Origin of the sequence: Bradyrhizobium sp. SZCCHNPS1003 (assembly GCF_032381555.1) — a bacterium.
GTDB lineage: Bacteria > Pseudomonadota > Alphaproteobacteria > Rhizobiales > Xanthobacteraceae > Bradyrhizobium.
Genome location: NZ_JAUHIU010000001.1, coordinates 491,530 through 516,610 on the forward strand (window position 1 = coordinate 491,530; position 25,081 = coordinate 516,610).

Sequence of the window (25,081 nt, forward strand, 5' to 3'; positions counted from 1 at the left end):
GACAGCGGGGCTGACCTCAAAGCTGCGTGCTGCGGAATCGCGAACGTGCATGAAGCAGGACCAGGTGCCGGACCATGACAGCGAGGTCCACATGCCGATATATCGATGTGACCAAGACTAGGACTTTCGATACGCCCGTCTCGGCTCAATTGGTGTTGAGCCGGAAGCGCAGCGTCTTCGGTCCGATGAAGATGATCAGGTCGCCCTGACGCTTCCAGTTCGTCGTCGCGCTCAGCGCCGCGATCAGCTCGTCATCGGCTTGCGCGCGTGCCGCCGGGCAGTTGCGGTCCTCGATCTTGCTGGCGATGAACACGATGGTGTTGCCGGCGACCGAGAACTGCCCCTTGCCGCCCTTGCACCAGAGCTCCAGCACGGTCTCGCCGTTGTCGCCGATGTCGAGATCCGGCACGCGCTTCGAGCCGGGCATTGGTAACGCATCGAGCGTCATCTCCATTCCGAAGGGAAACTCCTCCGCCGACGCGCCGGCAAGCGGCAGGCCCGACATCGACAACGCCATCATCGCCACGGCGCAGCCACGCTTCAACACTTGCATCGTTCCTCTTCAGACCAATCACACGCAGGGTTGCGCCTTCCAGGCGACGACCGTGATCCCCGCCGCCACGGCTCCCGCACAAATGTGTTCCAAACATAGCAAACCCCGCGCCGTAGCTGCGGCGCGGGGCTTTTGTCGCTGCCGGTGTTGCTACTTCAGCACCATCGCCGTGAACGGATAGACATAGGCCTGCAAGGTGACGAACAGGCCGACCAGACAGGCCAGCACGATCGAATGCAGGAAGACGTAGCGCAGGATCGAGCTCTCGTGGCCGTACCAGTTGGTGGCGGTCGAGGCGACCACGATCGACTGCGCATCGATCATCTTGCCCATGACACCACCGGATGAGTTGGCAGCCGCCATCAGGACCGGCGACAGGCCGAGCTGCTCGGAGGTGATCTTCTGCAGGTTTCCGAACAGCACGTTCGAGGCCGTATCCGATCCCGTCAGCGCCACGCCCAACCAGCCGAGCAAGGTGCCGAAGAACGGATAGAGCACGCCGGTCGCAGCGAAGGCGAGGCCGAGCGTTGCGTCGACGCCGGACAGCCGGGTCAGCGTGCCGATCGCCAGCATCGCCGAGATCGTGATCAGCGAGATCGCGCACAGACGGATGGTGCGGCCATATTCCGCGATCAGCTTGCCCGGTCCGACACCCATCAGGAAGCCGGAGATGATCGCGGCGATCAGCATGCCGGTGCCGGTGAAGGTCAGGTAGGTGAACGAGAACACCGCGCCTTCCGGCGTCGGCTTCGCAGCCACCGGCGGCATCTTGTTGATCAGCTTGTCGAGCTCGGGCACCGGATAGTTCCAGGTGAAGATCGAGTTCGCCCAGGCCTTGAAGGCGCCGTTGCCCCAGATCAGCATGATCACGCAGACGATGATCCAGGGCAGCAGCGCGCCCCAGAGCTCGGCTTGCGTCAGCGGCGTGCGGTCCAGCGGCTTCGCCGCCGTCATCGTGGCGGCCGATTCGTCACGCCCGCGCAACGCCGGCGACAGCCACAGCTGCCTCGGCTGCCAGACCTTCAGGAACAGGATCAGCGCGCCCATCGAGATCAGCGAGGCGCCGATGTCGACGATCCACGGATTGATGTAGTTCGAGATCAGGAATTGCGGCACCGCGAACGAGACGGCGGTGACCAGGATCGCCGGCCAGACGTCCTTCATGCCCTTCCAGCCCGCGAACGCCCAGATCACCCAGAACGGCACGATCAGCGAGAACACCGGCAGCTGCCGGCCGACCATCGCGCCGAGGATGTAGGGATCGAGACCGGTGACCGAGGCGAGGCCCTGGATCGGCGTGCCCAGCGCCCCATAGGCGACCGGGGCGGTGTTGGCGATCAGCGACAGGCCGGACGCCGCGAGCGGCGAGAAGCCGAGGCCGATCAGCACGGCACCGGTGATCGCCACCGGCGTGCCGAAGCCCGACGCGCCCTCGAAGAACGCGCCGAAGGAGAAGGCGACCAGCAGCAGCTGCAGCCGCCGGTCTTCCGTGACGCCGCCGATGGCGCGCTTGAGCAACTCGAAGCGGCCGGTCGAGACCGTGACCTGGTAGAGGAAGATGACGTTCAGGACGATCCAGCCGATCGGAAAGAAGCCGGTGATGACGCCCAGAAACGTCGCGCGCAGCGACATGTTGGCCGGCATCGTGAACACGAAGATCGTGATCAGGTTGGTCAGGATCACGGCGATGATCGCCGCGATGTGTGCCTTCACCTTGCCGCTGGCGATCAGCACCAGCAGCGTCACCACTGGGACGGCGGCGGCCAGCGTCGACAGCGCCGGGCTCCCCATCGGGTCGTAGATTTGATTCCACATCGTGACTTCTCCCCCCACGTTCTTGTTGTTGGACCCGGTCCGGCGGGACGGATCAGGTCTCCTCGCCCAGGCCCCCAAGCCTGGCAAAGGTCGGAAAAGGAGATCACAAAACCGGCAACGCCCAACTCTGCTCAAATTCTCGCGAAATCTGGCGGCGGTCGCAGTCCCTCTCCCCTACCCCATGCTACGGTTTGTCACACGCGACCGACAAGCCGGCGGTCACCCGCCACATTACGACTTTAGTCTATACAGGCGGCAATCACTGCGATTTTCTCGTTTTTCGTCAGCCCGTTAAGACCTTTTCTCAGGAGCAGCCCCTCTGTGAACAATCTGCGCTCGACCGTCGCCACCGTCTGGCGGATCGCCATTCCCTACTTCCGCTCCGAGGACAAGGTCGCCGGCCGCGTGTTGCTCGCCGCCGTCATTGCGATCGAACTGTCGCTCGTTGCGATCCAGGTGCTGGTGAACCAGTGGCAGAACAGGTTCTTCAACGCGCTGCAGCAGTATGATTGGAACAGCTTCATCTGGGAAATCGGCGTGTTCGCCGTGCTGGCGACCATCTTCATCATCCTGGCCGTGTACCAGCTCTATCTCAATCAATGGCTGCAGATCCGCTGGCGGCGGTGGATGACCGACGTCTACCTGCGCCGCTGGCTGGACAACGCCACGCACTATCGCATGCAGCTCAAGGGCGACATCGCCGACAACCCGGACCAGCGCATTGCCGACGACGTGCAGCTGTTCGTCGACAAGACGCTGAACATCACCATCGGGCTGCTCAGCTCGATCGTCTCGCTCGCCTCGTTCATGGTGGTGCTCTGGGGGCTGTCGACCGATGCCCCGCTGCAACTGTTCGGCACCGACATCGCGATCCCCGGCTACCTGGTCTGGATCGCGCTGATCTATGCGGTCTTCGGCACCATACTGACGCATTGGATCGGTTCGCCGCTCGTCAATCTCAACTTCGAGCAACAGCGCTACGAGGCCGACTTCCGCTTCAACCTGGTGCGGGTGCGCGAGAGCTCCGAGCAGATCGCGCTGCTGCGCGGGGAAGGCGCCGAGCAGGGTCAGCTCGGAACCCGCTTCGGCCGGGTCGTCCAGAACTGGTACCAGATCATGAGCCGGACCAAGCGGCTGACGGCCTTCACGGCGGGCTATTCACAGGCGGCCGTGATCTTTCCCTATGTGCTCGTTGCGCCTGCCTACTTCGCCAAGTCGATCCAGATGGGCGGCATCATGCAGACGGCGTCCGCCTTCTCGACGGTGCAGGGCGCGCTGTCGTTCTTCGTGACGACTTACCGGACGCTTGCCGACTGGCGCTCGACCGTCGCCCGCCTCGACGGCTTCGACATGTCCATCGAGAGCGCGCACAAGCTCTCGGGCGAGCCGCAGACGATCGATGTCGTCGACCATGCCGGCGACAGCATCGATCTCGCCCAGCTGCTGCTGAAGCTGCCCAATGGCCTGCCGCTGGTCGCGGCCGACGGGTTCAGCATCGGCAACAACGAGCGCACGCTGCTGACCGGCCCCTCCGGCGCCGGCAAGTCGACGCTGTTCCGCGCCATCGCCGGGGTCTGGCCGTTCGGCAGCGGCGCGATCAGCGTGCCCGCGCATGCCAAGCTGATGATGCTGCCGCAGCGGCCCTATTTCCCGATCGGCGCGCTCAAGGCGGCGATCGTCTATCCCGCGGCCGCCGACGCTTTCAGCGTCGAGCAAGTCAGGGAGGCGCTGGTGGCCGTCGGTCTGCCACAACTTGCGGACCGCCTGGACGAGGATTCGCACTGGAACCGGATGCTGTCGCTCGGCGAGCAGCAGCGGCTCGGAATTGCCCGCGCGCTGCTGCATGCGCCCCAATATCTCTTCCTCGATGAGGCCACGGCCTCGCTGGACGAGCCGAGCGAAGCGAGGCTGTATCGGGTCATCGCCGAACGCCTGCCGCAGACCACCGTCGTCTCGATCGGCCACCGCTCGACCCTGCACGAGTTCCATGATCGGAAGGTCGAGCTGATTCGGGATGGCGACCGATTCGCGCTGCGGCAGACTGAGAAGGCTGCCGACGCGACCGCGGGTGGAGGCAATTGAAACGAGCGCTGCGGACCTCATGGATGAAGACGCGCTGCAAAGCGGCGCGTCTCCAACAGCAAGGGGTCTGAGAGATCCGTCCCGAACGCAGCCCATTGTCCCGAGGGCGCCGCCAAGGATCTCATCGCGCCCCTGCGCCCATGATGAGAAGTCCAATTGCCCGGGCGGCGTCCGAGCCATGGCGATCCAAAAGATGGCGATCCAGAAGGACGGCAAGACGCCCGAGCGACCACGGCGAGCTGCCGTCACCAAAGCAGAAGGGCGGCAGATTGCTCTGCCGCCCTCGTCAGGAATTTCGATCCGCCTTGGGACGATTACTTCAGGTTGGTCATCGCCGTCAGGTCGACCGAGAGCTTGGCGATGCCGGTGGCGCCGCACCACTTCGAGCCCAGGCCACCCGGGTTGATCGCGGTGACGTTGGTGGTGCCGCTGGCGGTGAAGTCGCCAGTGAAGGCGTTGCAATTGCCCTTCGACAGGTTGGTGTCGGAGTAGCGCAGATCCAGCGTGAACACCTTGTAGGTGAAGCCGACGCCAACGTTCCAGGTGTTGTAGTCGGCGTAGTGGATGCCGTTCGGGAAGGCCGCGGTGCCGTAGAAGCTGTCGGTGGTACCGAACCACTGGCGACCGAACTCACCCGAGACGTACATGCCGACGCCGCTCGATCCAAACAGGGTGCTCGGAGCGGTATACTTGCCGGTGACCGAGGCGTAGTTGCCCCAGGCGCCGGAGTTCAGGAAGCTCGGGGTATAGAATTCGGTGACGCCGAACGACCAGTTGTCGTTCACCGTATAGGTGCCCTTGCCGTAGACCTCGAAGAAGCTGACGTCCTTCTTCATGGTGTTGAAGTTCGTCAAGGTGTTGGCCTGGCACTCGGCGCTCAGCGCGCGGCCGGCGAAGTCCGTCGTGGCGCCGCCGCCGTAATAGCAGGTGCCGCCTGGATACAGGTAGCCCCAGACGCCGATGTCGAAGGCGAAGGCGCCGAAGGTCGGGCGGATACCGCCGTAGATGTCGATCTCGGCCGCAGCCCGGTTCGGGAAGGAGATGCTCTCGCCAGCGACGCCAACGTAGAACTGCAGGTCCTTGTTGACGTTGAAGCGCGGCTCGAAATAGGCGGCGACCGACGGCTTGTGGTTCGACTGGGTGATGCCGCGGAAGACGTAGTCGTTCATGATCGCCGCGCCGAACGCGATATCCCATGGTTCAAACGCCACCGGAGGCGGAGCCTTATAGGCCTTGACCGCCATGTCCGCCGCCGAAGCCGATCCCGAAACCATTGCCAGCGCCGTTGCCAGCAAAGCCCACTTTTTCATGACGATCCCCATCACCCTATTTCGAAAAAGCCTGCCCCACATTGGCCCCCCAGGGCGCAAACAAGACCGGCTGCGTCATCCAGACGCAATTTGTGCCAGGGTCTCGCCGCAGGTGAAGCAAAAAAGCGCGGCATCTGCCGCCTTTTTGGGCGTTTTGACAATTCCACGGCAGGTAGTCAGCGCGTGTTGCATTTGAACAACAAATCTCCGTGTCCTAGAGCAGCCCAGGACGCACATTCGGGTGTGCCGGCACGCTGGACTCGTCGTGCCGCAAGCGAAATGCCGCAGCGCATCGGGATCGGATTCGCCCGGCCGTAGATCTGCGGGGGCGACGCTGGCGACGAGCAGATCGACAAAACGGCCAGCCAAAACGGAGGCAACAGACGGAGGCAACAACAAACGAGAAGGCCGCAGCGTTGCCGCCGCGGCCTCCCGATGTGAATTCATGCGGTGGTGAAAACGATCCGATCCGGAAAGATCAGCTTCCGGAGGCGGTCCCCTCTCCGTCCTCGTGCGCCTCAGGTGCCACGCTCGGCATCGCCCAACTGGTTTCGGCAGCCGATTCGGTTGCGCTCACTTCGGGGGTCTCGACCAGGGGAGCCATCTTGGGGGCCCGCTTCTTGGCGGCCTTCTTCTTCGGCGCAGCGGGAACCTTTGCGGCCGACGTCTTGGCCTTCTTGGCGGGAGCCTTCTTCGCAGCAGCCTTCTTGGCAGGCGCCTTGGCCGCCTTCTTCGCCGCGGCCTTCACGGTCTTCTTCGCCTTCTTGGCCGGCGCCTTTGCAGCCTTCTTGGAAGCCTTTTTCGCGGACTTCTTGGCAGCCTTCTTGGCGGACTTCTTCGTCGCCTTCTTGGCTGTCTTGGCCTGCGCCATCAGCTTCTTCTTCTCTTTCTTGTCCTTCTTCGCCTTCTTGTCCTTCGCCATCAGAAACCCTCCAGTTGCCGCCGATCGATCAACTCATCCGGCGGGACGGGCCGGCAGTCAGCACGCGCCCGTCCGTCAAATCATTCCTGGTCGCGGACCGCCCGTCGCCCAGTCGAGAAGCTCAACGGTGTGCACGACGGGAACGGTGGTGCCGCTGGCAATCTGCATCATGCAGCCGATATTGCCTGCCGCGATCACATTCGGCTTGACGGTCGCGATGTTGGCGACCTTGCGATCGCGCAGCTTCATCGCGATGTCAGGCTGGAGAATGTTGTAGGTCCCCGCCGAACCGCAACACAAATGACTCTCCGGTATATCTTTCACCACGAATCCGCACTTGGAAAGCAATTCTTTCGGAATGCTCGTGATTTTCTGCCCATGTTGCAGCGAGCAGGCGGAGTGATAGGCCACGACGAGGTCGTCGTGCCGAGATGCGGAGACCAGATCGAGACCTGCGAGATACTCGCTGATGTCCTTCGCCATGGCCGACACGGCGGCAGCGGGCGCTGCATATTGCGGGTCCTCGCGCAGCATGTGTCCGTAGTCCTTGATGACGGTGCCGCAGCCCGAGGTCGTCACCAGGATGGCGTCGAGACCGCCACGCTTTGCCTCGGCAGCCCACACCCCGACATTGGCGCGGGCGCGCGCCAGCGCGTCGGCGTCCTGCCCCATGTGATGGGTCAGCGCACCGCAGCATTGCTCGTCCCTGACCAGCACCACCTCGACGCCGTGCCGCGTCAGGACGCTGATCGCAGCCTGGTTGATGCGCGGCGCCAGCGCCGCCTGCGCGCAGCCCTGCAGCAGCGCCACGCGGCCGCGCCGCGCGCCCTGCGCGGCAAACACGCTGCCGCCCGCGGGCCCCGGCGGCGGCAGCGCCGCGGCGGGCGCCAGGTCGAGCATCGCCCTGACGCGCCGCAGCAGGCTCGGCACAGGTCCCTGCGTCGCGGAGGACGCCGGCAGCAGCGCCTTGAACGGCCGGCCGAGCCGCGCCAAGGTCATCGCGAGGCGAAACTCGCGCGGCCGCGGCAGCACATAGGCGAGCACGGCGCGCAGCAGCCGGTCCGTCAGCGGGCGCTGGTAGCGCTGCTCGATTCGCCCCCGCGCCTGATCGACGAGGTGCATGTAGTGGACGCCGGACGGGCAGGTCGTCATGCAGGACAGGCACGACAGGCAGCGGTCGATGTGCTTGACCACGTCGGCGGTCGGAGCCTGATCCTTCTCCAGCATCTGCTTGATCAGGTAGATCCGGCCGCGCGGGCTGTCGAGCTCGTCGCCGAGCAGCACGTAGGTCGGACAGGTCGCGGTGCAGAAGCCGCAATGGACGCAGGCGCGCAGGATCTTGTCGGCGACCGCGATGTCGGGATCGGCGAGCTGCGCCAAAGTGAACTCGGTCTTCATGGCGCAACGCTCCGCCTGATACGGCCGCGGTTGAGAATGGTCTTGGGATCGAAGGAGACGCGAACCCGCTCCTCCAGCGCGGCGACACCCGGCGGCTGCGGCTGGAAGACGTCGACCGCCAGACGCATCTCGTCCCACGCGCGGAGCAGGGTGGCGTGGCCGCTAACGGCCTCGGCCTGCTTGCGCACCAGCCCCGCGGACGCATCGGGCTGCGGCGGCAGCGCGGCCCAGATCAGCCCGCCGCCCCAGTCATAGATCACCTCGCCACCGGTCTGGCGCGTCAGCGCCTGCCCGATGACGCCGCCGGATACGGGCGGACAGACGATCCGCCAGACCGGCCAGGCGCCGAGCGGGCCATTGGCCGCGAACGGCAGCACGTCGCGCACGGCGCTCCAGACATCGGCGGAGGCGTCGTCCGCGATGATCTCGGCCGGACCGAAGGTCGCGAGCTGCTTGGCGAGCGACGCCGCCCGATGCGCCGCGGACGCCGTGATGCCCTCGAGCCTGAGCACCGTGACCGCCTCGCGCGGCGAGCCGATCGGGCCCAGCCCATCGACCTCCGGCCGCAGCGTGGAGGCCGGCAGATGCGCAGCCCCCGACACGTCGAACGGCGATCCCAGCGCCGCCGTCATGGCGCGGTTGGCCTTGAGGTCGTCGAGCCCGCGCAGCACCAGGGTGCGCTCCGACTCCGGCCGCGGCATCACCTTCAGCGTCGCCTCGGTCATGACAGCGAGCGTGCCCCAGGAGCCCGCCAGCAGCTTGCAGAGATCGTAGCCGGTGACGTTCTTGACGACCTTGCCGCCGGTCTTGAAGCTCTCGCCGAAGCCGGAGACCGCGTGGGCGCCGAGCAGATGGTCGCGCGCCCCGCCGGCGCGGATGCGCCGCGGACCGGCCAGGCCCGCCGCGATCATGCCGCCGAGCGTGCCGCGGCCGGCCGTGCCGAGCAGCGGTCCCGTATCCATCGGCTCGAACGCGAATTGCTGGCTCTTCGAATCGATCAGCGACAGCAGGTCGGCGAGCGGCGCCCCGGCCTGCGCCGTGATGATCAGCTCGTTCGGCTCGTAGCCGACGACCGCGTTCAGCGCCGACAGGTCGAGCACGGCGTTGGTTGCGGTGAGCTGGCCGATCCGGCGCTTCGACCCGTGCCCGATGACATCCAGCGGCTGCTCGCTCGCGATCGCGGCGCGAACCACCTCCTCCACGTCGGCTGCGTTGCGTACTTTGAGGGCGTCCACCGCTGCTCGCCTTGCTTGTTGATGATGACAGGCGGTCCAGCGCAACACGCACGGCCACCGACGTTGGGGCCTTTCTAAAGCGTTGCGGGCCGGACACAAGGGCGGGCAAGACGGAACGTTCCCGAGCGATCTGCATGGCCCCGCCGTCGTGCTCTGCGGCATCGAGGCCTCGCTGCCCTGCAGGACTATCGCATATGACGCCGTCAGAGTCCGGCCGAGCTGTTTCAACGTCGTCATGGCCGGGCTTGTCCCGGCCATCCACGTCGTCGAATCCGGAGAAGGATAGACGTCGATGCCGGGCCTTCGCCCCGCGAGGCGCCAGGCCCCGCAGGCGGAACAAGCCCAGGCATCGCGTACTCCCCAGCCCGTAGGGCGGGTTAGCGAAGCGTAACCCGCCGACCTTCCGAGACACATGGCGGATGACGCCTTCGGCTAATCCGCCCTACGCCCTCATGTGCACATCCATCCTTCGTCCGCCATCGAAGGATCAGGTGCAGGAACTGCGGTATCGTTGCCCTTGCAGCACTTCAACGAAAGGAACGATCACGATGACCGGATATGCAGTCGAGACGAAAACCGTGAACGAGGCCGTCAGCGGCGGCGGCCTGCTGGTGGTGGCGCAATGGGAGGCGAGGGCCGGCGAAGCCGACCGCGTCGCCGAGATCCTGTCGCGCTTCCTGCCTGACGCGCAGCGCGAGCCCGGCGCAAAACTGTTCCTGATCTCCCGCGCCAATGACAACCCGGCGCAGTTCCTGTTCTACGAGCTGTTCCGCGACGAAGCCGCCTTCAAGGCCCACCAGGAGAGCGACCACTTCAAGACCTATATCGCCGGCCAGGCCCTGCCCCTGCTGGCCCGGCGGGAGCGGATGCAGTACGGGCTGATCGAGACACCGCTGTCTTGAAATCGGCCCTCATGGATGGGGTGAGCTTTCGCCATCCCCAATGCTGTCATGCTCCGCCCTCGGGCCTCGCCTTCGGCGAACCCGAGGGCAGGCTCCAGCAATCGGCGCGATAGCTATATGCGCCGGCCGCATACACGGGGGAGATATTGCGGGACGTCGCCAGGAAGCATGCTGAGAATCGAGGCACCCTCGCCGACGAACACAACCAACGCGCTCGGCGCTCTCATACTTTACACCTGAGATGAGAATATCACACCGGCTTGTAAAAGGTTTCATTCAGCGAAAGCCGCCATGCCCGTCACGCTTTGCGATCGCAATGCGGCTCAGAATCGCATTCTCTTTCAGAGAATAGAGCAATGCCGCATGCTGCGTCCGGAGTCCAAGGAGGGACCTAATTTCGACGGTTAGAGCGAGCTTCTCACCGTCTGGCGAGAGTAGAGCAGCTTCGATCTGGCACTTCTTGGAATTCACGGCGGACGCTACCGTCGGAAGAATGGCGTCCCAACGATCATGAGCGTCTATTGCGCAGCGTCTGCCGGCAAGAAGCTCCTCCACCGGCTGTAACCGACGCGTTTCGTCCGACAAATGCTGGAAGTGCACGGAAAGGCCGAGCAATGCGCAGGTTTTCAGATCATCCAGATGCGTCAGCACCCCGCTCCATTGGCAACGCCTAGCTTCGATGGGAGCGCAGAATCGTCCGTGAGCGGATCGGACGCCTTCGTCTTCCAGCAGCTCCGCGTTTGATAGGCTGCTTCTTACCAGATACTCGCGCAGGACACGCTTACCGCTGACGGACGAAGTGCCAAGCTCGCGTGGCAGCACGTGCTTGCCGGTAACGGCACAGGGCTGCAGCACGTCGGGCGCTACGATCCGGCCGGTTTTGGCACATCGTGCGGCCTCGCTCGGAAGTAACGCGCGTTTAGTTTCCTGGCATCGGACGAACTCCTGAGCATGTCCGCGTTTGCCGGAAACGACAGACGTGACCTCCTGGTCAAGCCGATAGGACCTTCCGGAGACATCGCTCTTTCTGATCTGGTCCGCGAGGACATCGGAATTTGAAAACTCGCAATGTCCAAAATGGATAGGCTCTCCTTTCTTTCCTGTGATGGCGCAGGTCCTGAGCAGGGTCCTGTCGACGACTGCGTTTGTGATGTCTGACATGCCGGCTTCATCGATCAGCAATGATCTTCCAGAGAGCGAACAGCGCAGGAGATACTCTGGCAAAGCGTAGCGGCCGCTTACCTCCGAGCGGGAAAGCCTATGTCTAAGCGCGCGGGTTCCCGACAAAGCGCATTTGACGAGACAATCTGCCGGCACCTCAACGCGCGTAAGGGCACAGACTTCGAGCCGAGGCGCCGAGTCGATCTCGCCAGTCGACGGCACAATACCGAGTTCACTTTCGTACGTTGCCTCATCCAGCCGATAGCGGACCTTGACGTTTGCCCTTCGGCTAACGTCCCCATATAGGGCGACGAGCGTAGAATCGATCTGGGGTGTAAAGTCGTCTTCTAGCTTTTTCCGCCGACGGGCGTCTTTACCGGCGGCTTCGAGCTCTCTCTCCCGCCGTTCCAAATAAAAACGATTAAACTCGACAATGTTTGGATCACGACGAGCTTCTTCAAGGATGCGCGTGGCATTGAGCCCGATCGCCTCTGGGCGCTGGAGCAAATCGGGAACCGCATCCAAGGCTGCGGCTGGCTGCACATGATCAGACGGTGCGCAGGCAATATCGACGAGACGTTCATAGCTGTCATGGGCCGTCGTAGCGCGCACAAGTGCGGTAGCTCGCCCATCAAAGCAGCGTTGAACCCCCTGGATTGTTATCTCGGCACTAGTCCCACCAAAGCTTGCGACCCATTCCCGTGCGCACTGCTCAATCCGCTGTCGAGGTTGTTCGTCGCAATCGCGTATCTGATGAAGACCCGAAGCGGTCACGCGATCGACCAGACGCAAAAAGGCCGGGCTTCCGGGACGATAGAGGGGAGCCTTCGCGTAATCAGGGCGGACATCGTCCCGCAGCCGCGCATATTCCGGAATGCCTTTGATCGAAATGCGCAAGACACCCGGCGCTATGTCAACAATGGTACCACCAAGGCTTGCAAACGCCGCTCGCACGAAAGGCTCGAATGCCATGGAAGGCTCGGCCTTCTCCAACGTGGGAGACTGCGGGCCTACATACCCGTAACCGTCCTGCGACCCCAGCATATTCTCGATGTTCTCCTTTTCCTCCTCGAGGGTCTTTTTCGCTGCATCGATGCTTTGGGCAATTCTCTCGGCCGCCGCCTTGGCGTCGCGGCCCGCCAGCGCCGCGACCACGAGTTCGCGTATCTTTTCATCGAAGCCCGTTCCCTCCTCACCGTCCCCGACACCTGAGGCCTCAAGCAAGGATTCGATGTCGCCAATGGCATCGGTCGCCATTTGCAGCTTGGTCATCAAGCGGCCTACAATGTATTCCTCGAACGTGCCAGCAAGCATCACATTGTAGATCACGACATTCTTGTGCTCAGAGCCCAGACGTTGGACACGACCGACCCGTTGCTCGACAATCATCGGATTCCAAGGCAGATCGAAATTGATCAGGACGTTGGCGACCTGAAGATTGATGCCCTCCGAGCCGGCTTCAGTTGAAACAATGGCTCTGATTTCCGGCGGGTTGGCGCGAAAACGTGCGATCGTGTCCTGATTTCGTTGGCCAGACGAGCCGTTGATGATACCGACCTTGAGTCCGAGTTCTTCGAGGAAGGCCTGGATGGTGGTCTGGGTTTCACGACGACCAGTAAAGACGACCATGCGCCAGCCGGTCGGATTCTCCTGTTTGAGCATCGAGACGAGTTGAGAGAGTCCTTGAAGCTTCGCACTGGCGCGCATGGGCGTAACGATGGCTTTCACCGTCTCGGCCAACGCCATCGGGACGGTCCCGTTGCGAGCCATCGTTTGGAGCTGGACCATGAGCGCGTGCGGGCTGCTTGTTAGGGCCTGCAGGATGCTGATCTGCGCCAACCGATTCAACTTTTGGATCGGACCCGCGATCGCATCAATGAGGGCAAGCTCCTCCCGCGTGGGAGTAACTCTGTGAAGCTGTATCTTGCGTTCAGGAAATTCTAGATTGGCATCGCCGCGCCGAACACGCGACATATAGCCGTAAACGATCTTCCGAAACTCGTCGCGTGTCTCGGATTTCAGGACGCGCGCACTTTCGCGCTTGTCTTCAATAAAGCGCCGGGCAAACATACCATCGCTGCCGAAGGGGTTTTCATGGCCGCGCGCGACTGTCAGGAGATCGACGAGGGAATAGAGGTCCCAAAGTCGATTTTGGATCGGCGTTGCGGTAAGCATAAGCACGTAGCGAAAACGACGCTGCTGCAAGGCACGATGAAACACCTTCGCAACTTGCGGCCTCGGATCAACGCCGTAGAGATTGCGAAGCTTATGAGCTTCATCCAGCACTAGCATATCGAAGCGATCATCGGGGATCCTGTCCAGATGAACGCGGGCCGAGTGATAGGTGGTGATGACAGCGCCCACTTCCTCCGGTTCGGCGGAAACGAGTTTGGAGCCGGTAACAACCTCGCTCGGGATATCGAACTTCGTACCAAGTTCGTCCTGCCATTGAGGACCGAGCAGCTTGGGCGCGACGACTAGGATCTTTGCTATGCGATTTCGAGCGATGAGTTCGCTGGCGATGAGACCCGCCGAAATCGTTTTACCTAGGCCGACATCGTCGGCCAACAGAGTGACTGGCAAGCGCCGGCAGAACGTGATGAGATTTTCAACCTGATGGTAGAATGGCTCTAGCCTATCCTTCCAACGGAACTCGGATTTGAAATCGTCGCGACTTTCGATCACGATGGGATCGGCTAAGCCCCACTCTAGCGCAGCGCGATAGACTGCATAGTCCTCCGAAGACTTTGCCCGTCTCAGTATTCTGGTCTGAAGCTCCTGCGCCGACGCCATGGCACACGTTCCCCCTTTGCGACCAGAGTGACGTCAGGTTCGGGGAGGCTGCAAGTCTTCTGTTGCCATGGCATCCCAAAGACTTGTAACTGGTCGCGCTCGCCGGCACGGTGAAGTGAGCCGACGTGCTCCACGGTTCTGATACGCGCACTCATTCCCGATGCGCCAACCGCCGGATGCCGCTATGTTAGTGGTCATGCATATAGGGGAAGATTGCGCGTGCTCCGCTTCCGAGGGGGCTTTCCCCAAGGCGTCGGGCAAATCACCTCAGCGTTTTGCGCGGTTCTCAGCGCATGATGCGGCCGGCCGAAGCCAAATCGCCGCGCGCGGAAAATATTCATTTCGCGAGAGATTTCAACGCCGAACGGCCAGTCTGTCCCAGACGCCGAAACTTTTCTATTTCGCTTTAACAGAAATCGTGTATGACTCCCCCATCCCGCCTCACCGAGAGGGGCGTACGCGCGGTCGTCACGATATGCGAGGTGGGGATGCGGTGGCCGTGTCGGGTCGCAGCGTGATCTGATCATGCCGACGAACGACATCGACGCGGACGTGAAATCGTGTGGTCCTGGTCTCCCGGTGCTGAGACCAAGCCCTGCGCTGCTCGGTCACGGGCATGCGGGCGACGGGGGCAAGAACGCCGATCCCCGGGGAGATCACGTATAAGCGTTAAGACCGCCGCGCGGGGAATGCCGGTTGTTCGGCTGAACCTGTGGTACCTGCCGCCTGCATTTTTTTAGCAGGCGGGCCATGGGTGAGGCCTTCACCCGGCATTCCCTGCGCCCTCTCGTTTGTTTTGGAGGGCGGACGATCGCACGATCCGGGCGTCATGCGCCGCGGGGATGCGAAGTCATGTCCGATATTGTCTGGGATATGGACCTCACGCCGTCGGCATGGCTGGACGGGCCTCATGGTTCGAGACGGCGCTGCGCGCCTCCTCACCATGAGGGTTCAGCTCCGAGAGCGGCGCGGCACATGGACCGTCAGCAGCGTGGTCATGGAGAGAGCGAGAGTGCTGGATCGATCTACACGGTACGTGTTCTGGGCACGACTTCCGCTCCTCACCCTGAGGAGCCCGCCGCAGGCGGGCGTCTCGAAGGGCGAGGCCCGTACGGTGGCCTCATGGTTGGAGACGGCGCTATCGCGCCTCCTCACCATGAGGGTCTCCAGCATTTGCGGGACGTGAGATCGAGCAGACACCAAACGATGCCGCCCTGCCCTCCCGAGCCCGCCTCAGAATCTCGGCAGATCCGGAAACGCCAGCTTGCCGCCATGGACGTGCATCCGCCCGAGCTCGGCGCAGCGATGCAGGGTCGGAAACACCTTGCCGGGGTTGAGCAGGCCCTGGCTGTCGAAGGCGCACTTCACCCGCTGCTGCTGGTTGAGGTCGATCTCGGTGAACATCTCCGGCATCAAATCGCGCTTCTCGATTCCCACCCCGTGCTCGCCGGTCAGGACGCCGCCGAGCTCGACGCAGCAGCGCAGGATGTCGGCGCCGAACGCCTCCGCCCGCTCCATCTCGCCCGGCTTGTTGGCGTCGTACAGGATCAGCGGATGAAGGTTGCCGTCGCCGGCATGGAACACGTTGGCGCAGCCGAGCTGGTATTTTTCCGACAGCTCGCGGATGCGCGCGAGCGCCTTCGGCAGCGCGCCGCGCGGGATGGTGCCGTCCATGCAGAGATAGTCCGGCGAGATGCGCCCGACGGCGGGGAATGCCGCCTTGCGGCCGGCCCAGAACAGGTTGCGCTCGGCCTCGGAGGTCGAGATCCGGCAGGTGGTCGAGCCGCAGGCGTTGGCAATCGTTTCGACGCGGCCGATCAGTTCGTCGACCTCGACGCCGGGGCCGTCGAGCTCGATGATCAAGAGCGCCTCGACGTCGAGCGGGTAGCCGGCATGAACGAAGGCTTCGGCGGCGTGGATGGCGGGCTTGTCCATCATCTCCATGCCGCCGGGAATGATGCCGGCGCCGATGATGCGGGCGACGCATTCGCCGGCGGCCTCGACCTCGGCGAACCCGACCATCAGCGCGCGCGCCGTCTCCGGCTTCTGCAGGATGCGCACCGTCACCTCGGTGACCACGCCGAGCAGGCCCTCGGAGCCGGTGATCAGCCCCATCAGGTCGTAGCCGGCGTTCTCGGCGCATTTGCCGCCGATGCGCAGCACCTCGCCGGTCATCAGCACGATCTCGCAGCCGAGCACGTTGTTGGTGGTCATGCCGTATTTCAGGCAGTGCACGCCGCCGGAATTCTCCGCGACATTGCCGCCGATCGAGCAGGCGATCTGCGAGGACGGATCGGGTGCGTAGTAGAAGCCGGCATGCGCAACCGCCTGGCTGATGGCGAGATTGGTCACGCCGGGTTCGGTGACGACGACGCGGTTGTCGAAGTCGATATCGCGAATGCGCTTGAACTTGCCGAGCCCGAGCAGCACGCCATCGGCCAGCGGCAAGGCGCCGCCGGACAACGACGTCCCCGAGCCCCGCGGAACCACCTTGATGCCCTGCTCGTGGCAGTATTTCAGGACCTTCGACACCTGCGCAGTGGTCTCCGGCAGCACCACAACCATCGGCGGCTGGCGGTAGGCCATCAACCCATCGGACTCGTAAGGGAGCATCTCGGCGGCGCTGTCGATGACGCCTTCGCCCGGCACGATTGCGCGCAGTGCAGCAACGATCTCGTCGCGGCGCGCCAGCACCGCCCGATCAGCTTCCGGCATCATGATCGCCATCGCGTTCCTCCGGCCCTCGATTTGCCCTGGCATATCAATCACAACGGAAACGGTTTGGATAGGCAGCGGATCAGCATCGGAGTTTGCGGCAGAGCAACAAACTCCGCCATTATGCTGATTTGCCTCAGCGCTTCCCCGCTTGTGCGTCGCCTGAGGCCATGCCACAACCTGCGCGCAAACTCGTCTCGTAACCCACAGAGCCTGATCCATGAAGAAAATGACTTTGAGCGCGCTCGTCATCCTCGCCTCGTCGTCGCTGGCGTCTGCCGCGCTGGCGCAGGATGCGGCCGCCGGCAAGACGTCCTTCAACAAGTGCCTGCCCTGCCACGCGATCGGCGAAGGCGCGAAGAACAAGGTCGGTCCGGAACTCAACGGCCTCGATGGACGCAAGTCGGGCAGCGCGCCGGACTACAATTATTCGGAAGCCAACAAGAACTCGGGCATCACCTGGAACGAGGCGGTCTTCAAGGAATACATCAAGGACCCGAAGGCCAAGATCCCCGGCACCAAGATGACCTTCGCGGGCATCAAGAACGAGACCGAGATCAACAATCTCTGGGCCTATGTCGCGTCGTTCGACAAGGACGGCAAGCAGAAGCAGTAAGCGGCCGGCCGCGGCCCTCCGCTCGAGACCTGGAGGCCCCGGCAGACGCCGGGGCCTTTCCATCATCAGGGCGCCGCTTCGACGGCCGTGAGCGCGCTGACCATCCGATCGACCTCGCCCACCACAAGCTCCGGCACCGCATTCTGGACCATGTGCCCGAGGTCGGGCACGACGATCAGGCGCGCCTGGGGCAAGACCCGCGCGAGCGGCCGGGAATGGATCTCGGTATAGACCGTCCTGTCGGCATCGCCGGCCAGGATCGTGACCGGCACCTTGATCTCGCCATAGCGCGGCGCCTGCTCGATCACCGCCTGCTTCAGGGTGACGAGGTCGCGCGCATTGGCCAGGAACTCGCGCGGCCGCAGCAACAGCGGCGTCGCGGTCTGGTCGACGAAATCGTCCGGCATCTCCTGCGGCGCGAACACCCCGCGGGCACCAGGCGCCATCAGCGCCAGGCCGAGCGGCAGCGTGATCGTATGCGCCAGCAAGGGCCCGACCACCGGCGTCGTGACGGCCGCATTGTACTGCCCGACCCCGCCCCGCCAGGGATAGGCGACCGGCGCCAGCATGACGAGGCCCGCGACCCGGTCAGGGAAGTCGAGTGCCATGCGCAGGCCGAGCGCACCGCTCCAGGAATGGACCACGAGGATCACCGGGCCGATGCCGAGCCGGGCCAGCGCCTCGTCCAGCATGCGGGCCTGAACCGCGGGCGTCGAATCCTCGGCGCGATCGCGCGGGCTCCAGCCGTGGCCGGGACGGTCGACCAGGAGCACCCGATGACGCCGGGCGAGCAGGTCGCCGAGCGGCCTGCGCATCGCCTCGAGGTTCGAGCTGGCGCCGTGGACAAGCAGAAGCGGCGGCCGCTCCCCGTCACGCGGCCCGATATCCACAAGATTGATGGTCGCTCCATCGACCTCGACGGCCTCTCCCTGGGCTGGATAGCGTCTTTCCATCAGCACGACGCCAGCCTGGGTCAGCAGCGCCAGCAGCCCCAGGGCCCCCACTACGAGTATTGAAATCATTGATGATTTTCTGCCTGTCACCTGGACAGATACGGGATGGATCGCAGCAGGTTGCGGCTGCGGCCTCCGTCTCCCCCCGTTTGTCTTGCGAATCCTGTCATGATGGCGTCGTCGGCCATTTTATAACCATGGTCAGGACATTTCCTCGCAATCAGCCGATGGCCGTGAATTACTTGCGGTCGGGTCATTGCGCAGTCGAAGCACGATGACCGGCCCTGTGTTTAGTTTGGTGTTTTGGGAGGGGGTTACCGATGAGCTTTCGTTCAAGCGAGGCAGCCATCGACGAGATCGTCGCGAGCTGCAACGGCGACCTTCGCGGCGCGCTGAAGGCGCTGCTGCTGGTCAACGAGCATCTCGAGGCCGAGATCGCACAACTCTATGCCGCGGCCGCCCAGTACGGCCTGCCGGACCGCCGCAGCACCGCGTTCCACTGAGCCGCCAGCCCGCTCGCGGGCGAGCCGATCAGTCCTCCTGCGTCATGTCCTTGTTCGGGCACGCGTTGATCGTGGATCTCGCGAGCTTGGCGTCATCCTTCGATTTGAAGGGGCCGGACGCGAACCAGATGTCGCCCATGATCGTGACGACCGGATTGCTGGTCACGATCTCGCAGCGATTGGTGGCGCGGTTGCCGACCACCCAGAACAGATCCGGATCCTCGGCCCAGGCGGCCGACATCGTCGTCATCACCAGCGCTGCCGTCAGCACCGCCCGCCGCATCGCGTCTCTCCTGCCGAGATCCATCGTTGAGATGGCAGCTAGGTTCGCGCGGCCGGTCCGACAAGGACGGCCGCCCAGACGTGGTTAATCGGCCGTTACGGCTAGATGTCGCGCCCCTCGACCTTCTCGGTGAGGGTTTTCACCAGCTCCGGCACCTTGTCGAGATGCGGATTGACCTCGAGCGCCTTGCGGAACGCGTCCAGCGCCCGCTTCTCCTCGCCGAGATCCTGCATGATCATGCCGAGACCTGCGAGCGCGCCGAAGTGCCGCGGCTCACGCAGCAGGACCTGCTGGATGTCGGCAAGCGAGCGGCCGTAATCGTTCTGGAGGTAATAGATGGTCGCACGACGGTTCCAGGCCTCGACATAATCGGGCCGGAGCTTGATCACCGAATCGAGCAATTTGAGCGCAACTTCGTTCTGCTTCGCGTCCATCGCGGCTTTGGACCGCGACATCAGCAGGGCGACGGTATCGCTGGGGGTCTGCAGCCAGATCGCCCAAATCCGCGCCTCGACATGCTTGGCGCTGATCTCGTCGGGCGCCGCCTTCAGGGCACCGAACAGGAAATCGAGGCCCTTGGTCTTGTCGGCGCCGATCTTCGGCAGCTTGGCCGGAGCCTCGGGCGGCTTTGGCTTGACGCCGGCCCGCGGCTCCCCCTGCGCAAAGGCAAGATGCGGTACCGAAATGACGACAACGGCGAGAAGAATCGCCCGCAAGGATCGCTTGGCCATGCCCCAAGTCTAAACGCAGTCGGCACGTCCTGCAAAGCAGCACGCACCTCAAAGACCTGTGAGGAGGCCCCTCTTCTCGAGGGGAGATCTACGGGATCAGCCCTGGCGCGCCTTGAAGCGGCGCTGGACCTTGTTGATCACATAGACGCGGCCCTTGCGGCGGACCAGACGGTTGGCGCGATGGCGGCCACGCAGCGACTTCAGCGAGTTACGGACCTTCATGGGACATCCTGATACGTTGAAAGGCCGTGTTGGACAGGCCGGAAGTGGCAAATACAAAGGGAGTTCCGCAAGCGACCAAGTCGCCCGGATTGGCCGGTTTCTAACCACCAGCCCGCCGGATGTCAATCATGGCGGGCCCCGGCTTCAACAGAACCGGCCGGCGACGCGCCCTCGATCCAACTTGGCGATTGCCAAATTTGTTATATCATATAATCAATTTTCCAAAGCCAAGAACCAACCGCCGGGAACGCCCATGCCCAAGCTCGCTCTGCCCAAGATCGACGATGTCGTCGCCATCGACATCCATACCCATGCCGAGGAGCCCTGCGGCATGCATGCGGATGACGGCTACGACGATTTCCAGGCCCAGATGGCCGACTACTTCAAGTCGCCGCACAAGCATCCGCCGACGGTGCCGGAGACGGCCGCCTATTATCGCTCCAAGAACATCGCCGCGGTGATCTTCCCGGTCGACGCCGAGCGCGAGACCGGCTTTCGGCGCTACAACAACTACGAGATGCTCGAGGTCGCTTCCGACCATCTCGACGTCCTCATCCCCTTCGTCAGCATCGATCCGCACAAGGGCAAGCTCGGCGTGCGCGAGGCGCGCAAGCTGATCGAGGAGTATGGCGTCCGCGGCTTCAAGTTCCACCCGACGATGCAGGGCTTCTACGCCAATGACCGGCTGGCCTATCCGCTGTATGAGGCGATCAACGACGGCGGCGCGATCGCACTGTTTCACACCGGCCAGACCGGCGTCGGCTCGGGCATGCCGGGCGGCATGGGGATGCGGCTGAAATACTCCAACCCGATGTACATGGACGACGTCGCGGCCGACTTCCCCGACCTCAAGATCATCCTCGCCCATCCCTCCTTCCCCTGGCAGGAGGAGGCGCTGTCGGTGGCGACCCACAAGCCGAACGTCTACATCGACCTCTCGGGCTGGTCGCCAAAGTACTTCCCGCCGATCCTGGTGCGCTACATCAACTCGATCCTGCAGGACAAGATGCTGTTCGGCTCGGACTGGCCGGTCATCACGCCGGACCGCTGGCTCGCCGATTTCGCCAAGCTCGACATCCGCGACGAGATCCGGCCGAAGGTGTTGAAGGCCAACGCCCGCAAGCTGCTCGGGATCTGACGTCGTCGGTCCTGCCCTTGCCGCCCCGCGCAAGTCACGGGCATCATGCTATCATCCGCAGGCGCGGTGGCCATCAGCCTTAGCGCCTGTCTGCTTTCGATCAGGTGATCGCCGTGCCCTTCAAAGCCGTGGTCTTCGATGCCTATGGCACGCTGTACGACATCCAGTCGGTAGCGGCCGTGACCGAGGAGGCCTTTCCCGGCCATGGCGACATCATCACGCAGATCTGGCGCATCAAGCAGCTCGAATACACCTGGCTGCGCTCGCTGATGCAGCGTTACGAGGACTTCACCGCCGTCACCCGCGACTCGCTGATCTACACGCTGCGCGTTCTCGGGCTGCAGGCCGATGCGGCGACGCTGGACCGCATCATCGCCAAATATCTCGATCTCGATCCTTACCCCGATGCGAGGGCTGCGCTCGCCGCGATGAAGGATCATCGGCTCGCGATCCTCTCCAACGGCAGCCCTGCGATGCTCGACAGCCTGGTCAAGGCCAGCGGCTTCGATGCTCCGCTCGATGCGGTCATCAGCGTGGATGCCCGGAAGATCTTCAAGCCGAGTCCCCAGGCGTACGCGCTGATCGAGGAGACGCTCGGGTTTGCACCCGACGAGGTGCTGTTCGTATCCTCCAACCCCTGGGACGTCTGCGGCGCCAAGGCGTTCGGATTGAACGTCGCCTGGATCGAGCGCGTCACCCCGGACGCCATGGTGGCTGCCTGCAGCCAGACCGACCTCGTCGCGCCGCTCACCCTGTTCAAGGCGCTGCGCACCCAGATGGACGAGTTGGGTTTGGCGCCGGACTATCGTATTGCTGCGCTATCCGAACTGCCCGAGATCGTCGCCAAACATGAGCCTTGATTCCGTCCGCGCCTTCTTCACCGAAAAAGCCCCCGACATCGACGTCCTCGTCTCCAGCCAGAGTTCCGCCACCGTGGCGCTCGCGGCGGAAGCCTATGGTGTCGAGCCGGCCCGCATCGCCAAGACGCTGTCGCTGCGCGTCGGCGAGCGCGTCATCCTGATCGTCGCCGCGGGCCACGCAAGGATGGACAACAAGAAGGTCAAGGCGCAGTTCGGCGGCAAGCCGAAGATGCTCGGCCTCGACGAGGTCGCCGACATCACCGGTCACGAGGTCGGCGGCGTCTGTCCGTTCGGGCTGAAATCGCCGCTGCCGGTCTATTGCGACGTCTCGCTGAAGGCCTTCGACATCGTCGTGCCAGCGGCAGGCTCGACCCATAGCGCCGTCAAGATCACGCCAGACCGCATGGCCGAGCTGACATCAGCCGAATGGGTCGACGTTTGCGAGGTCGCGACTTAGTCGTCGCACCGGAATGATACCAGGCGCGGCAGCTTCATCGCGTCGTGCGCTCATTTGGCGACTGACGAAAGCTCGCTCTGTTGCGAGCGAGCGGTGCCCGACTTCAAAAATAGCGCCCCCATGAGCGCCATGAACCATGCAACGAACGGATGCCAGAGCGGCACCGCCAGCAGTCCGAACCATCCGAAAGCGATTTCCGGCACTCAAGCGTTGCGCTCATAGCTCCGGGACGCGGGCATGAGTCCACCATTTGCGTCGTTGAAGGTGCAGGGTCCACGCCGGGCGGTCTCGACGCCGTCTTGTGTGTAGGTGATCAACGCACGTGCACGCACGGAGCAGATCAGCACATCTCCCGCGTCACTGACACCGATATCGAAGGCGCCGCCTTGCGAACCGACGTAAAAACCTCGCTCGAAGCCCTGGGGACCATAGCGCTGCACTCTCCCCAACGGCTCGCTCGCAACAAACACGCGTCCATTTGGAGCTGCAACCCGGGCCGAGCCAAGCGCGTTTGGAAGCTCGATCGCATTCAGCCAATCGTCCGGAAACACCCCCAATCCGAGCGGTAGCAAAAACCCAATGATTCCGAGAGCGACGGCGCACCTTGCAACGGCGCTCGGCAGCTGCTTCCACATGGAAACCACTCCCCCGAACGTCACTTGCGCTTCCCTTTCGCCAGCTCCTTGACCAGGAACTCCGCCAGCACCTCGACCCGGGCGGGGCGCGGGCCGCCGGGCGGCATCACCAGATGCATCGCCCCTTCGGGCTGGCTCCAGCCCTTCAGGATCACCTCGACCTCGCCCGAGGCGATCGCGTCGGCAACGATGAAGTCCGGCAGGTCGGCGATGCCGAGGCCGGCGATGACCGCCGGCAGCACCGCCTCGCCATTGTTGACGCGCAGCTGTCCGGCTGGCCGCACGCTAGCCTGCTCGCCGGCTGCATTGGTGTAGTGCCAGACGCCGGCGGTGGAGAGATAGGCGTAGCCGAAGCATTTGTGCTCGGCGAGATGCATCGGATGCGTCGGCCGTCCGTGCCGCTTCAGATAGGACGGCGCCGCCACCGTGTAGCGCGGCATCGCACACAGCCGCCGCGCGACAAGCGATGAGTCCGGCAGCCGCGCGATACGCAGCGCAAGATCGAAACCCTCGCCGATGAGATCGACGGTGGCGTCGCTCATGTGCAGGTCGATCGAGACCTCAGGATACTGCTCAAGGAAAGCCGGCAGCAGCGGCGCGATCTTCTTGACGCCGAAGGTCATCGGCACGGCGAAGCGCACCAGGCCGCGGGGCGTCAGCGACTGCGCCAGCGCCTCGGTCTCCGCCGCCTCGCCATCGGCGAGCAGCTGCGCCGCGCGCTCGGACAGGCGCTGTCCGGCGTCCGTCAGTGCCAGACGGCGCGAGGTGCGGTTGAACAGCCGCGTTCCCAGACGCTCCTCGAGCCGACTCACCGCCTTCGACACTGACGCCTTGGAGAGGCTCAGCTCCTGCGCCGCGCCGGCGAAGGAGCGCAGCTCGACGACCTTGGCGAAGATCGCCATCGCCTCGAAATCCGGAAGTCGCGCCATTGGCGGCAATCTCACTTTTGGAAACAATGGGTTTCAATAGTTTCTATTTCTATACTCGGATCGTCAGCCTATTCCAGTGCCCAACGGCACGGCGGCTCGCGGCCGACGTGCAACAACGGAGCAAACCCATGATCGAATTGAAGCCCTTTGCGGCGCTGGGCGGCGCCGACCACGGCTGGCTGAAGGCCAAGCACCATTTCTCGTTCGCGAACTATTACGACCCCAGCAACATGGGCCACGGCGCCCTGCGGGTCTGGAACGACGACGAGATCGCGCCGAACACCGGCTTCCCTGCACATCCGCACCGGAACATGGAGATCATCACCTATGTCCGCGAAGGCGCGATCACGCATCAGGACAGCCTCGGCAACAAGGGCCGCACTGAGGCCGGCGACGTCCAGGTGATGAGCGCGGGCAGCGGCATCCGCCACTCCGAGTACAATCTGGAGCCGACCACGACGCGGATCTTCCAGATCTGGATCGAGCCTGCCACCGATGGCGGCCAGCCGACCTGGGGCGCCAAGCCGTTCCCGAAGTCCGACCGCTCCGGCAAGCTGGTCACACTGGCGAGCGGCTTCGCAGATGACGGCGACGCGTTGCCGATCCGCGCCAAGGCGCGCGTACTCGGCACCACGCTGAAGGCAGGCGAGACCGCCGAGTACAGCGCCGACAAGGCCCGGCACATCTATCTGGTGCCCGCGGCCGGCAGCGTCGAAGTGAACGGCGTCCGAGTCAACGCCCGCGACGGCGCCGCCATCCGCGACGAGGCCACGCTGAAGATCACCGCGCTCGAAGATTCCGAGCTGGTGCTCGTCGACGCCGCCTAACCGTCTCACGCGATCCCGGCCGGGCATCCGGCCGGGACGCT

General features: G+C 63.8%; 23 protein-coding genes. 9 read left to right on the plus strand and 14 right to left on the minus strand.

The genetic code is table 11. The annotated features are described in order from the left end of the window. Positions 1-145: 145 nt before the first annotated feature. Together QX126_RS02275 and QX126_RS02280 are read right to left on the minus strand one after the other, a co-directional pair. Positions 146-553 carry an META domain-containing protein gene (locus QX126_RS02275; protein ID WP_315779069.1) on the minus strand — a complete coding sequence of 136 codons (408 nt, stop codon included), beginning with the start codon at positions 551-553 and terminating at the stop codon, positions 146-148. Positions 554-703: 150 nt separating this feature from the next. Then, on the minus strand, positions 704-2,368 hold the full coding sequence (locus tag QX126_RS02280) for an L-lactate permease (protein WP_315736551.1): 1,665 nt from the start codon (positions 2,366-2,368) through the stop codon (positions 704-706). A 321-nt stretch (positions 2,369-2,689) separates the two neighbouring features. Here QX126_RS02280 and QX126_RS02285 point away from each other — a divergent pair, with 321 nt between their 5' ends. Beyond that, the gene (locus QX126_RS02285; RefSeq protein ID WP_315736550.1) at positions 2,690-4,450 is read left to right on the plus strand and encodes an ABC transporter ATP-binding protein/permease; all 1,761 of its coding nucleotides are present in this window, start codon (positions 2,690-2,692) and stop codon (positions 4,448-4,450) included. A gap of 314 nt (positions 4,451-4,764) precedes the next feature. Here the strand turns inward: QX126_RS02285 and QX126_RS02290 are convergent, their stop codons facing one another. Further along, a complete protein-coding gene (locus QX126_RS02290; RefSeq protein WP_315736549.1) occupies positions 4,765-5,760 on the minus strand; it encodes a TorF family putative porin in 996 nt (331 codons plus the stop codon). Between QX126_RS02290 and QX126_RS02295 the strand changes: the two genes are divergently transcribed. Beyond that, the gene (locus tag QX126_RS02295) at positions 5,684-5,956 is read left to right on the plus strand and encodes a hypothetical protein (protein WP_315779399.1); all 273 of its coding nucleotides are present in this window, start codon (positions 5,684-5,686) and stop codon (positions 5,954-5,956) included. The genes QX126_RS02290 and QX126_RS02295 overlap by 77 nt on opposite strands. A 282-nt stretch (positions 5,957-6,238) precedes the next feature. On the opposite strand, the gene QX126_RS02300 is transcribed toward QX126_RS02295, so the two are convergent. The 3 genes from QX126_RS02300 to QX126_RS02310 all read right to left on the minus strand — a co-directional run bounded on the left by QX126_RS02300 (position 6,239) and on the right by QX126_RS02310 (position 9,315). Then, complete coding sequence (locus QX126_RS02300; protein WP_315779071.1) at positions 6,239-6,682, minus strand: hypothetical protein; 444 nt, start codon at positions 6,680-6,682, stop codon at positions 6,239-6,241. 75 nt (positions 6,683-6,757) lie between these two features. Continuing rightward, on the minus strand, positions 6,758-8,080 hold the full coding sequence (gene glcF / locus QX126_RS02305) for a glycolate oxidase subunit GlcF (protein ID WP_315779073.1): 1,323 nt from the start codon (positions 8,078-8,080) through the stop codon (positions 6,758-6,760). Then, a complete protein-coding gene (locus tag QX126_RS02310) occupies positions 8,077-9,315 on the minus strand; it encodes an FAD-binding protein (protein WP_315779074.1) in 1,239 nt (412 codons plus the stop codon). Before QX126_RS02310 ends, glcF begins: the two co-directional genes overlap by 4 nt. Before the next feature lie 548 nt (positions 9,316-9,863). Here QX126_RS02310 and QX126_RS02315 point away from each other — a divergent pair. After that, entirely contained in the window at positions 9,864-10,217 is a 354-nt protein-coding gene (locus QX126_RS02315) for an antibiotic biosynthesis monooxygenase family protein (protein WP_315779076.1), read from the plus strand. Positions 10,218-10,493: 276 nt separating this feature from the next. Here QX126_RS02315 and QX126_RS02320 read toward each other — a convergent pair whose 3' ends face one another. Both QX126_RS02320 and QX126_RS02325 read right to left on the minus strand, forming a co-directional pair. After that, positions 10,494-14,171, minus strand: a complete 3,678-nt coding sequence (locus QX126_RS02320) for a DEAD/DEAH box helicase (protein ID WP_315779078.1) — start codon at positions 14,169-14,171, stop codon at positions 10,494-10,496. Between the two features lie 1,233 nt (positions 14,172-15,404). Then, positions 15,405-16,898 (minus strand): FAD-linked oxidase C-terminal domain-containing protein, encoded by a 1,494-nt coding sequence (locus QX126_RS02325; RefSeq protein WP_315779081.1) that lies wholly within the window; start codon positions 16,896-16,898, stop codon positions 15,405-15,407. A gap of 208 nt (positions 16,899-17,106) precedes the next feature. Between QX126_RS02325 and cycA the strand changes: the two genes are divergently transcribed. After that, positions 17,107-17,502 carry a cytochrome c-550 CycA gene (gene cycA / locus QX126_RS02330; RefSeq protein WP_315736540.1) on the plus strand — a complete coding sequence of 132 codons (396 nt, stop codon included), beginning with the start codon at positions 17,107-17,109 and terminating at the stop codon, positions 17,500-17,502. Between the two features lie 65 nt (positions 17,503-17,567). On the opposite strand, the gene QX126_RS02335 is transcribed toward cycA, so the two are convergent. Beyond that, entirely contained in the window at positions 17,568-18,524 is a 957-nt protein-coding gene (locus tag QX126_RS02335) for an alpha/beta hydrolase (protein WP_315736539.1), read from the minus strand. A gap of 251 nt (positions 18,525-18,775) precedes the next feature. On the opposite strand from QX126_RS02335, the gene QX126_RS02340 reads away from it, so the two are divergent. Next, entirely contained in the window at positions 18,776-18,958 is a 183-nt protein-coding gene (locus QX126_RS02340; protein WP_231319498.1) for a hypothetical protein, read from the plus strand. 28 nt (positions 18,959-18,986) lie between these two features. On the opposite strand, the gene QX126_RS02345 is transcribed toward QX126_RS02340, so the two are convergent. The 3 genes from QX126_RS02345 to ykgO all read right to left on the minus strand — a co-directional run bounded on the left by QX126_RS02345 (position 18,987) and on the right by ykgO (position 20,194). Further along, complete coding sequence (locus tag QX126_RS02345; protein WP_315736538.1) at positions 18,987-19,241, minus strand: hypothetical protein; 255 nt, start codon at positions 19,239-19,241, stop codon at positions 18,987-18,989. Between the two features lie 101 nt (positions 19,242-19,342). After that, positions 19,343-19,972 carry a tetratricopeptide repeat protein gene (locus QX126_RS02350; protein WP_315736537.1) on the minus strand — a complete coding sequence of 210 codons (630 nt, stop codon included), beginning with the start codon at positions 19,970-19,972 and terminating at the stop codon, positions 19,343-19,345. A gap of 96 nt (positions 19,973-20,068) precedes the next feature. Further along, positions 20,069-20,194, minus strand: a complete 126-nt coding sequence (ykgO, locus tag QX126_RS02355; protein WP_006611362.1) for a type B 50S ribosomal protein L36 — start codon at positions 20,192-20,194, stop codon at positions 20,069-20,071. 253 nt (positions 20,195-20,447) lie between these two features. Between ykgO and QX126_RS02360 the strand changes: the two genes are divergently transcribed. The 3 genes from QX126_RS02360 (at position 20,448) to QX126_RS02370 (ending at position 22,649) form a co-directional block, all read left to right on the plus strand. Next, positions 20,448-21,332, plus strand: coding sequence for an amidohydrolase family protein (locus QX126_RS02360; protein WP_315736536.1), 885 nt, complete (start codon positions 20,448-20,450; stop codon positions 21,330-21,332). Positions 21,333-21,445: 113 nt separating this feature from the next. Further along, positions 21,446-22,192 (plus strand): haloacid dehalogenase type II, encoded by a 747-nt coding sequence (locus QX126_RS02365; protein WP_315779083.1) that lies wholly within the window; start codon positions 21,446-21,448, stop codon positions 22,190-22,192. After that, complete coding sequence (locus QX126_RS02370) at positions 22,182-22,649, plus strand: YbaK/EbsC family protein (RefSeq protein ID WP_315736534.1); 468 nt, start codon at positions 22,182-22,184, stop codon at positions 22,647-22,649. The genes QX126_RS02365 and QX126_RS02370 overlap by 11 nt, the downstream gene beginning before the upstream one ends. Before the next feature lie 203 nt (positions 22,650-22,852). On the opposite strand, the gene QX126_RS02375 is transcribed toward QX126_RS02370, so the two are convergent. After that, a complete protein-coding gene (locus QX126_RS02375) occupies positions 22,853-23,284 on the minus strand; it encodes a hypothetical protein (protein ID WP_315779085.1) in 432 nt (143 codons plus the stop codon). 20 nt (positions 23,285-23,304) lie between these two features. Next, positions 23,305-24,213: a LysR family transcriptional regulator gene (locus tag QX126_RS02380; protein WP_315779087.1), complete on the minus strand. Its 909-nt coding sequence runs from the start codon at positions 24,211-24,213 to the stop codon at positions 23,305-23,307. 128 nt (positions 24,214-24,341) lie between these two features. On the opposite strand from QX126_RS02380, the gene QX126_RS02385 reads away from it, so the two are divergent. Then, on the plus strand, positions 24,342-25,040 hold the full coding sequence (locus QX126_RS02385) for a pirin family protein (protein ID WP_315754620.1): 699 nt from the start codon (positions 24,342-24,344) through the stop codon (positions 25,038-25,040). Positions 25,041-25,081: the final 41 nt, after the last annotated feature.

Bases quoted from the DNA above. Each gene is read 5' to 3' on its own strand.
- QX126_RS02370 (WP_315736534.1), top strand. From the start codon at position 22,182: ATGAGCCTTGATTCCGTCCGCGCCTTCTTCACCGAAAAAGCCCCCGAC.
- QX126_RS02375 (WP_315779085.1), bottom strand. From the start codon at position 23,284: ATGTGGAAGCAGCTGCCGAGCGCCGTTGCAAGGTGCGCCGTCGCTCTC.
- cycA (WP_315736540.1), top strand. From the start codon at position 17,107: ATGAAGAAAATGACTTTGAGCGCGCTCGTCATCCTCGCCTCGTCGTCG.
- QX126_RS02335 (WP_315736539.1), bottom strand. From the start codon at position 18,524: ATGATTTCAATACTCGTAGTGGGGGCCCTGGGGCTGCTGGCGCTGCTG.
- QX126_RS02350 (WP_315736537.1), bottom strand. From the start codon at position 19,972: ATGGCCAAGCGATCCTTGCGGGCGATTCTTCTCGCCGTTGTCGTCATT.
- QX126_RS02360 (WP_315736536.1), top strand. From the start codon at position 20,448: ATGCCCAAGCTCGCTCTGCCCAAGATCGACGATGTCGTCGCCATCGAC.
- glcF (WP_315779073.1), bottom strand. From the start codon at position 8,080: ATGAAGACCGAGTTCACTTTGGCGCAGCTCGCCGATCCCGACATCGCG.
- QX126_RS02320 (WP_315779078.1), bottom strand. From the start codon at position 14,171: ATGGCGTCGGCGCAGGAGCTTCAGACCAGAATACTGAGACGGGCAAAG.
- QX126_RS02275 (WP_315779069.1), bottom strand. From the start codon at position 553: ATGCAAGTGTTGAAGCGTGGCTGCGCCGTGGCGATGATGGCGTTGTCG.
- ykgO (WP_006611362.1), bottom strand. From the start codon at position 20,194: ATGAAGGTCCGTAACTCGCTGAAGTCGCTGCGTGGCCGCCATCGCGCC.
- QX126_RS02340 (WP_231319498.1), top strand. From the start codon at position 18,776: ATGAGCTTTCGTTCAAGCGAGGCAGCCATCGACGAGATCGTCGCGAGC.
- QX126_RS02325 (WP_315779081.1), bottom strand. From the start codon at position 16,898: ATGGCGATCATGATGCCGGAAGCTGATCGGGCGGTGCTGGCGCGCCGC.
- QX126_RS02280 (WP_315736551.1), bottom strand. From the start codon at position 2,368: ATGTGGAATCAAATCTACGACCCGATGGGGAGCCCGGCGCTGTCGACG.
- QX126_RS02385 (WP_315754620.1), top strand. From the start codon at position 24,342: ATGATCGAATTGAAGCCCTTTGCGGCGCTGGGCGGCGCCGACCACGGC.
- QX126_RS02300 (WP_315779071.1), bottom strand. From the start codon at position 6,682: ATGGCGAAGGACAAGAAGGCGAAGAAGGACAAGAAAGAGAAGAAGAAG.
- QX126_RS02315 (WP_315779076.1), top strand. From the start codon at position 9,864: ATGACCGGATATGCAGTCGAGACGAAAACCGTGAACGAGGCCGTCAGC.
- QX126_RS02380 (WP_315779087.1), bottom strand. From the start codon at position 24,213: ATGGCGCGACTTCCGGATTTCGAGGCGATGGCGATCTTCGCCAAGGTC.
- QX126_RS02290 (WP_315736549.1), bottom strand. From the start codon at position 5,760: ATGAAAAAGTGGGCTTTGCTGGCAACGGCGCTGGCAATGGTTTCGGGA.
- QX126_RS02345 (WP_315736538.1), bottom strand. From the start codon at position 19,241: ATGCGGCGGGCGGTGCTGACGGCAGCGCTGGTGATGACGACGATGTCG.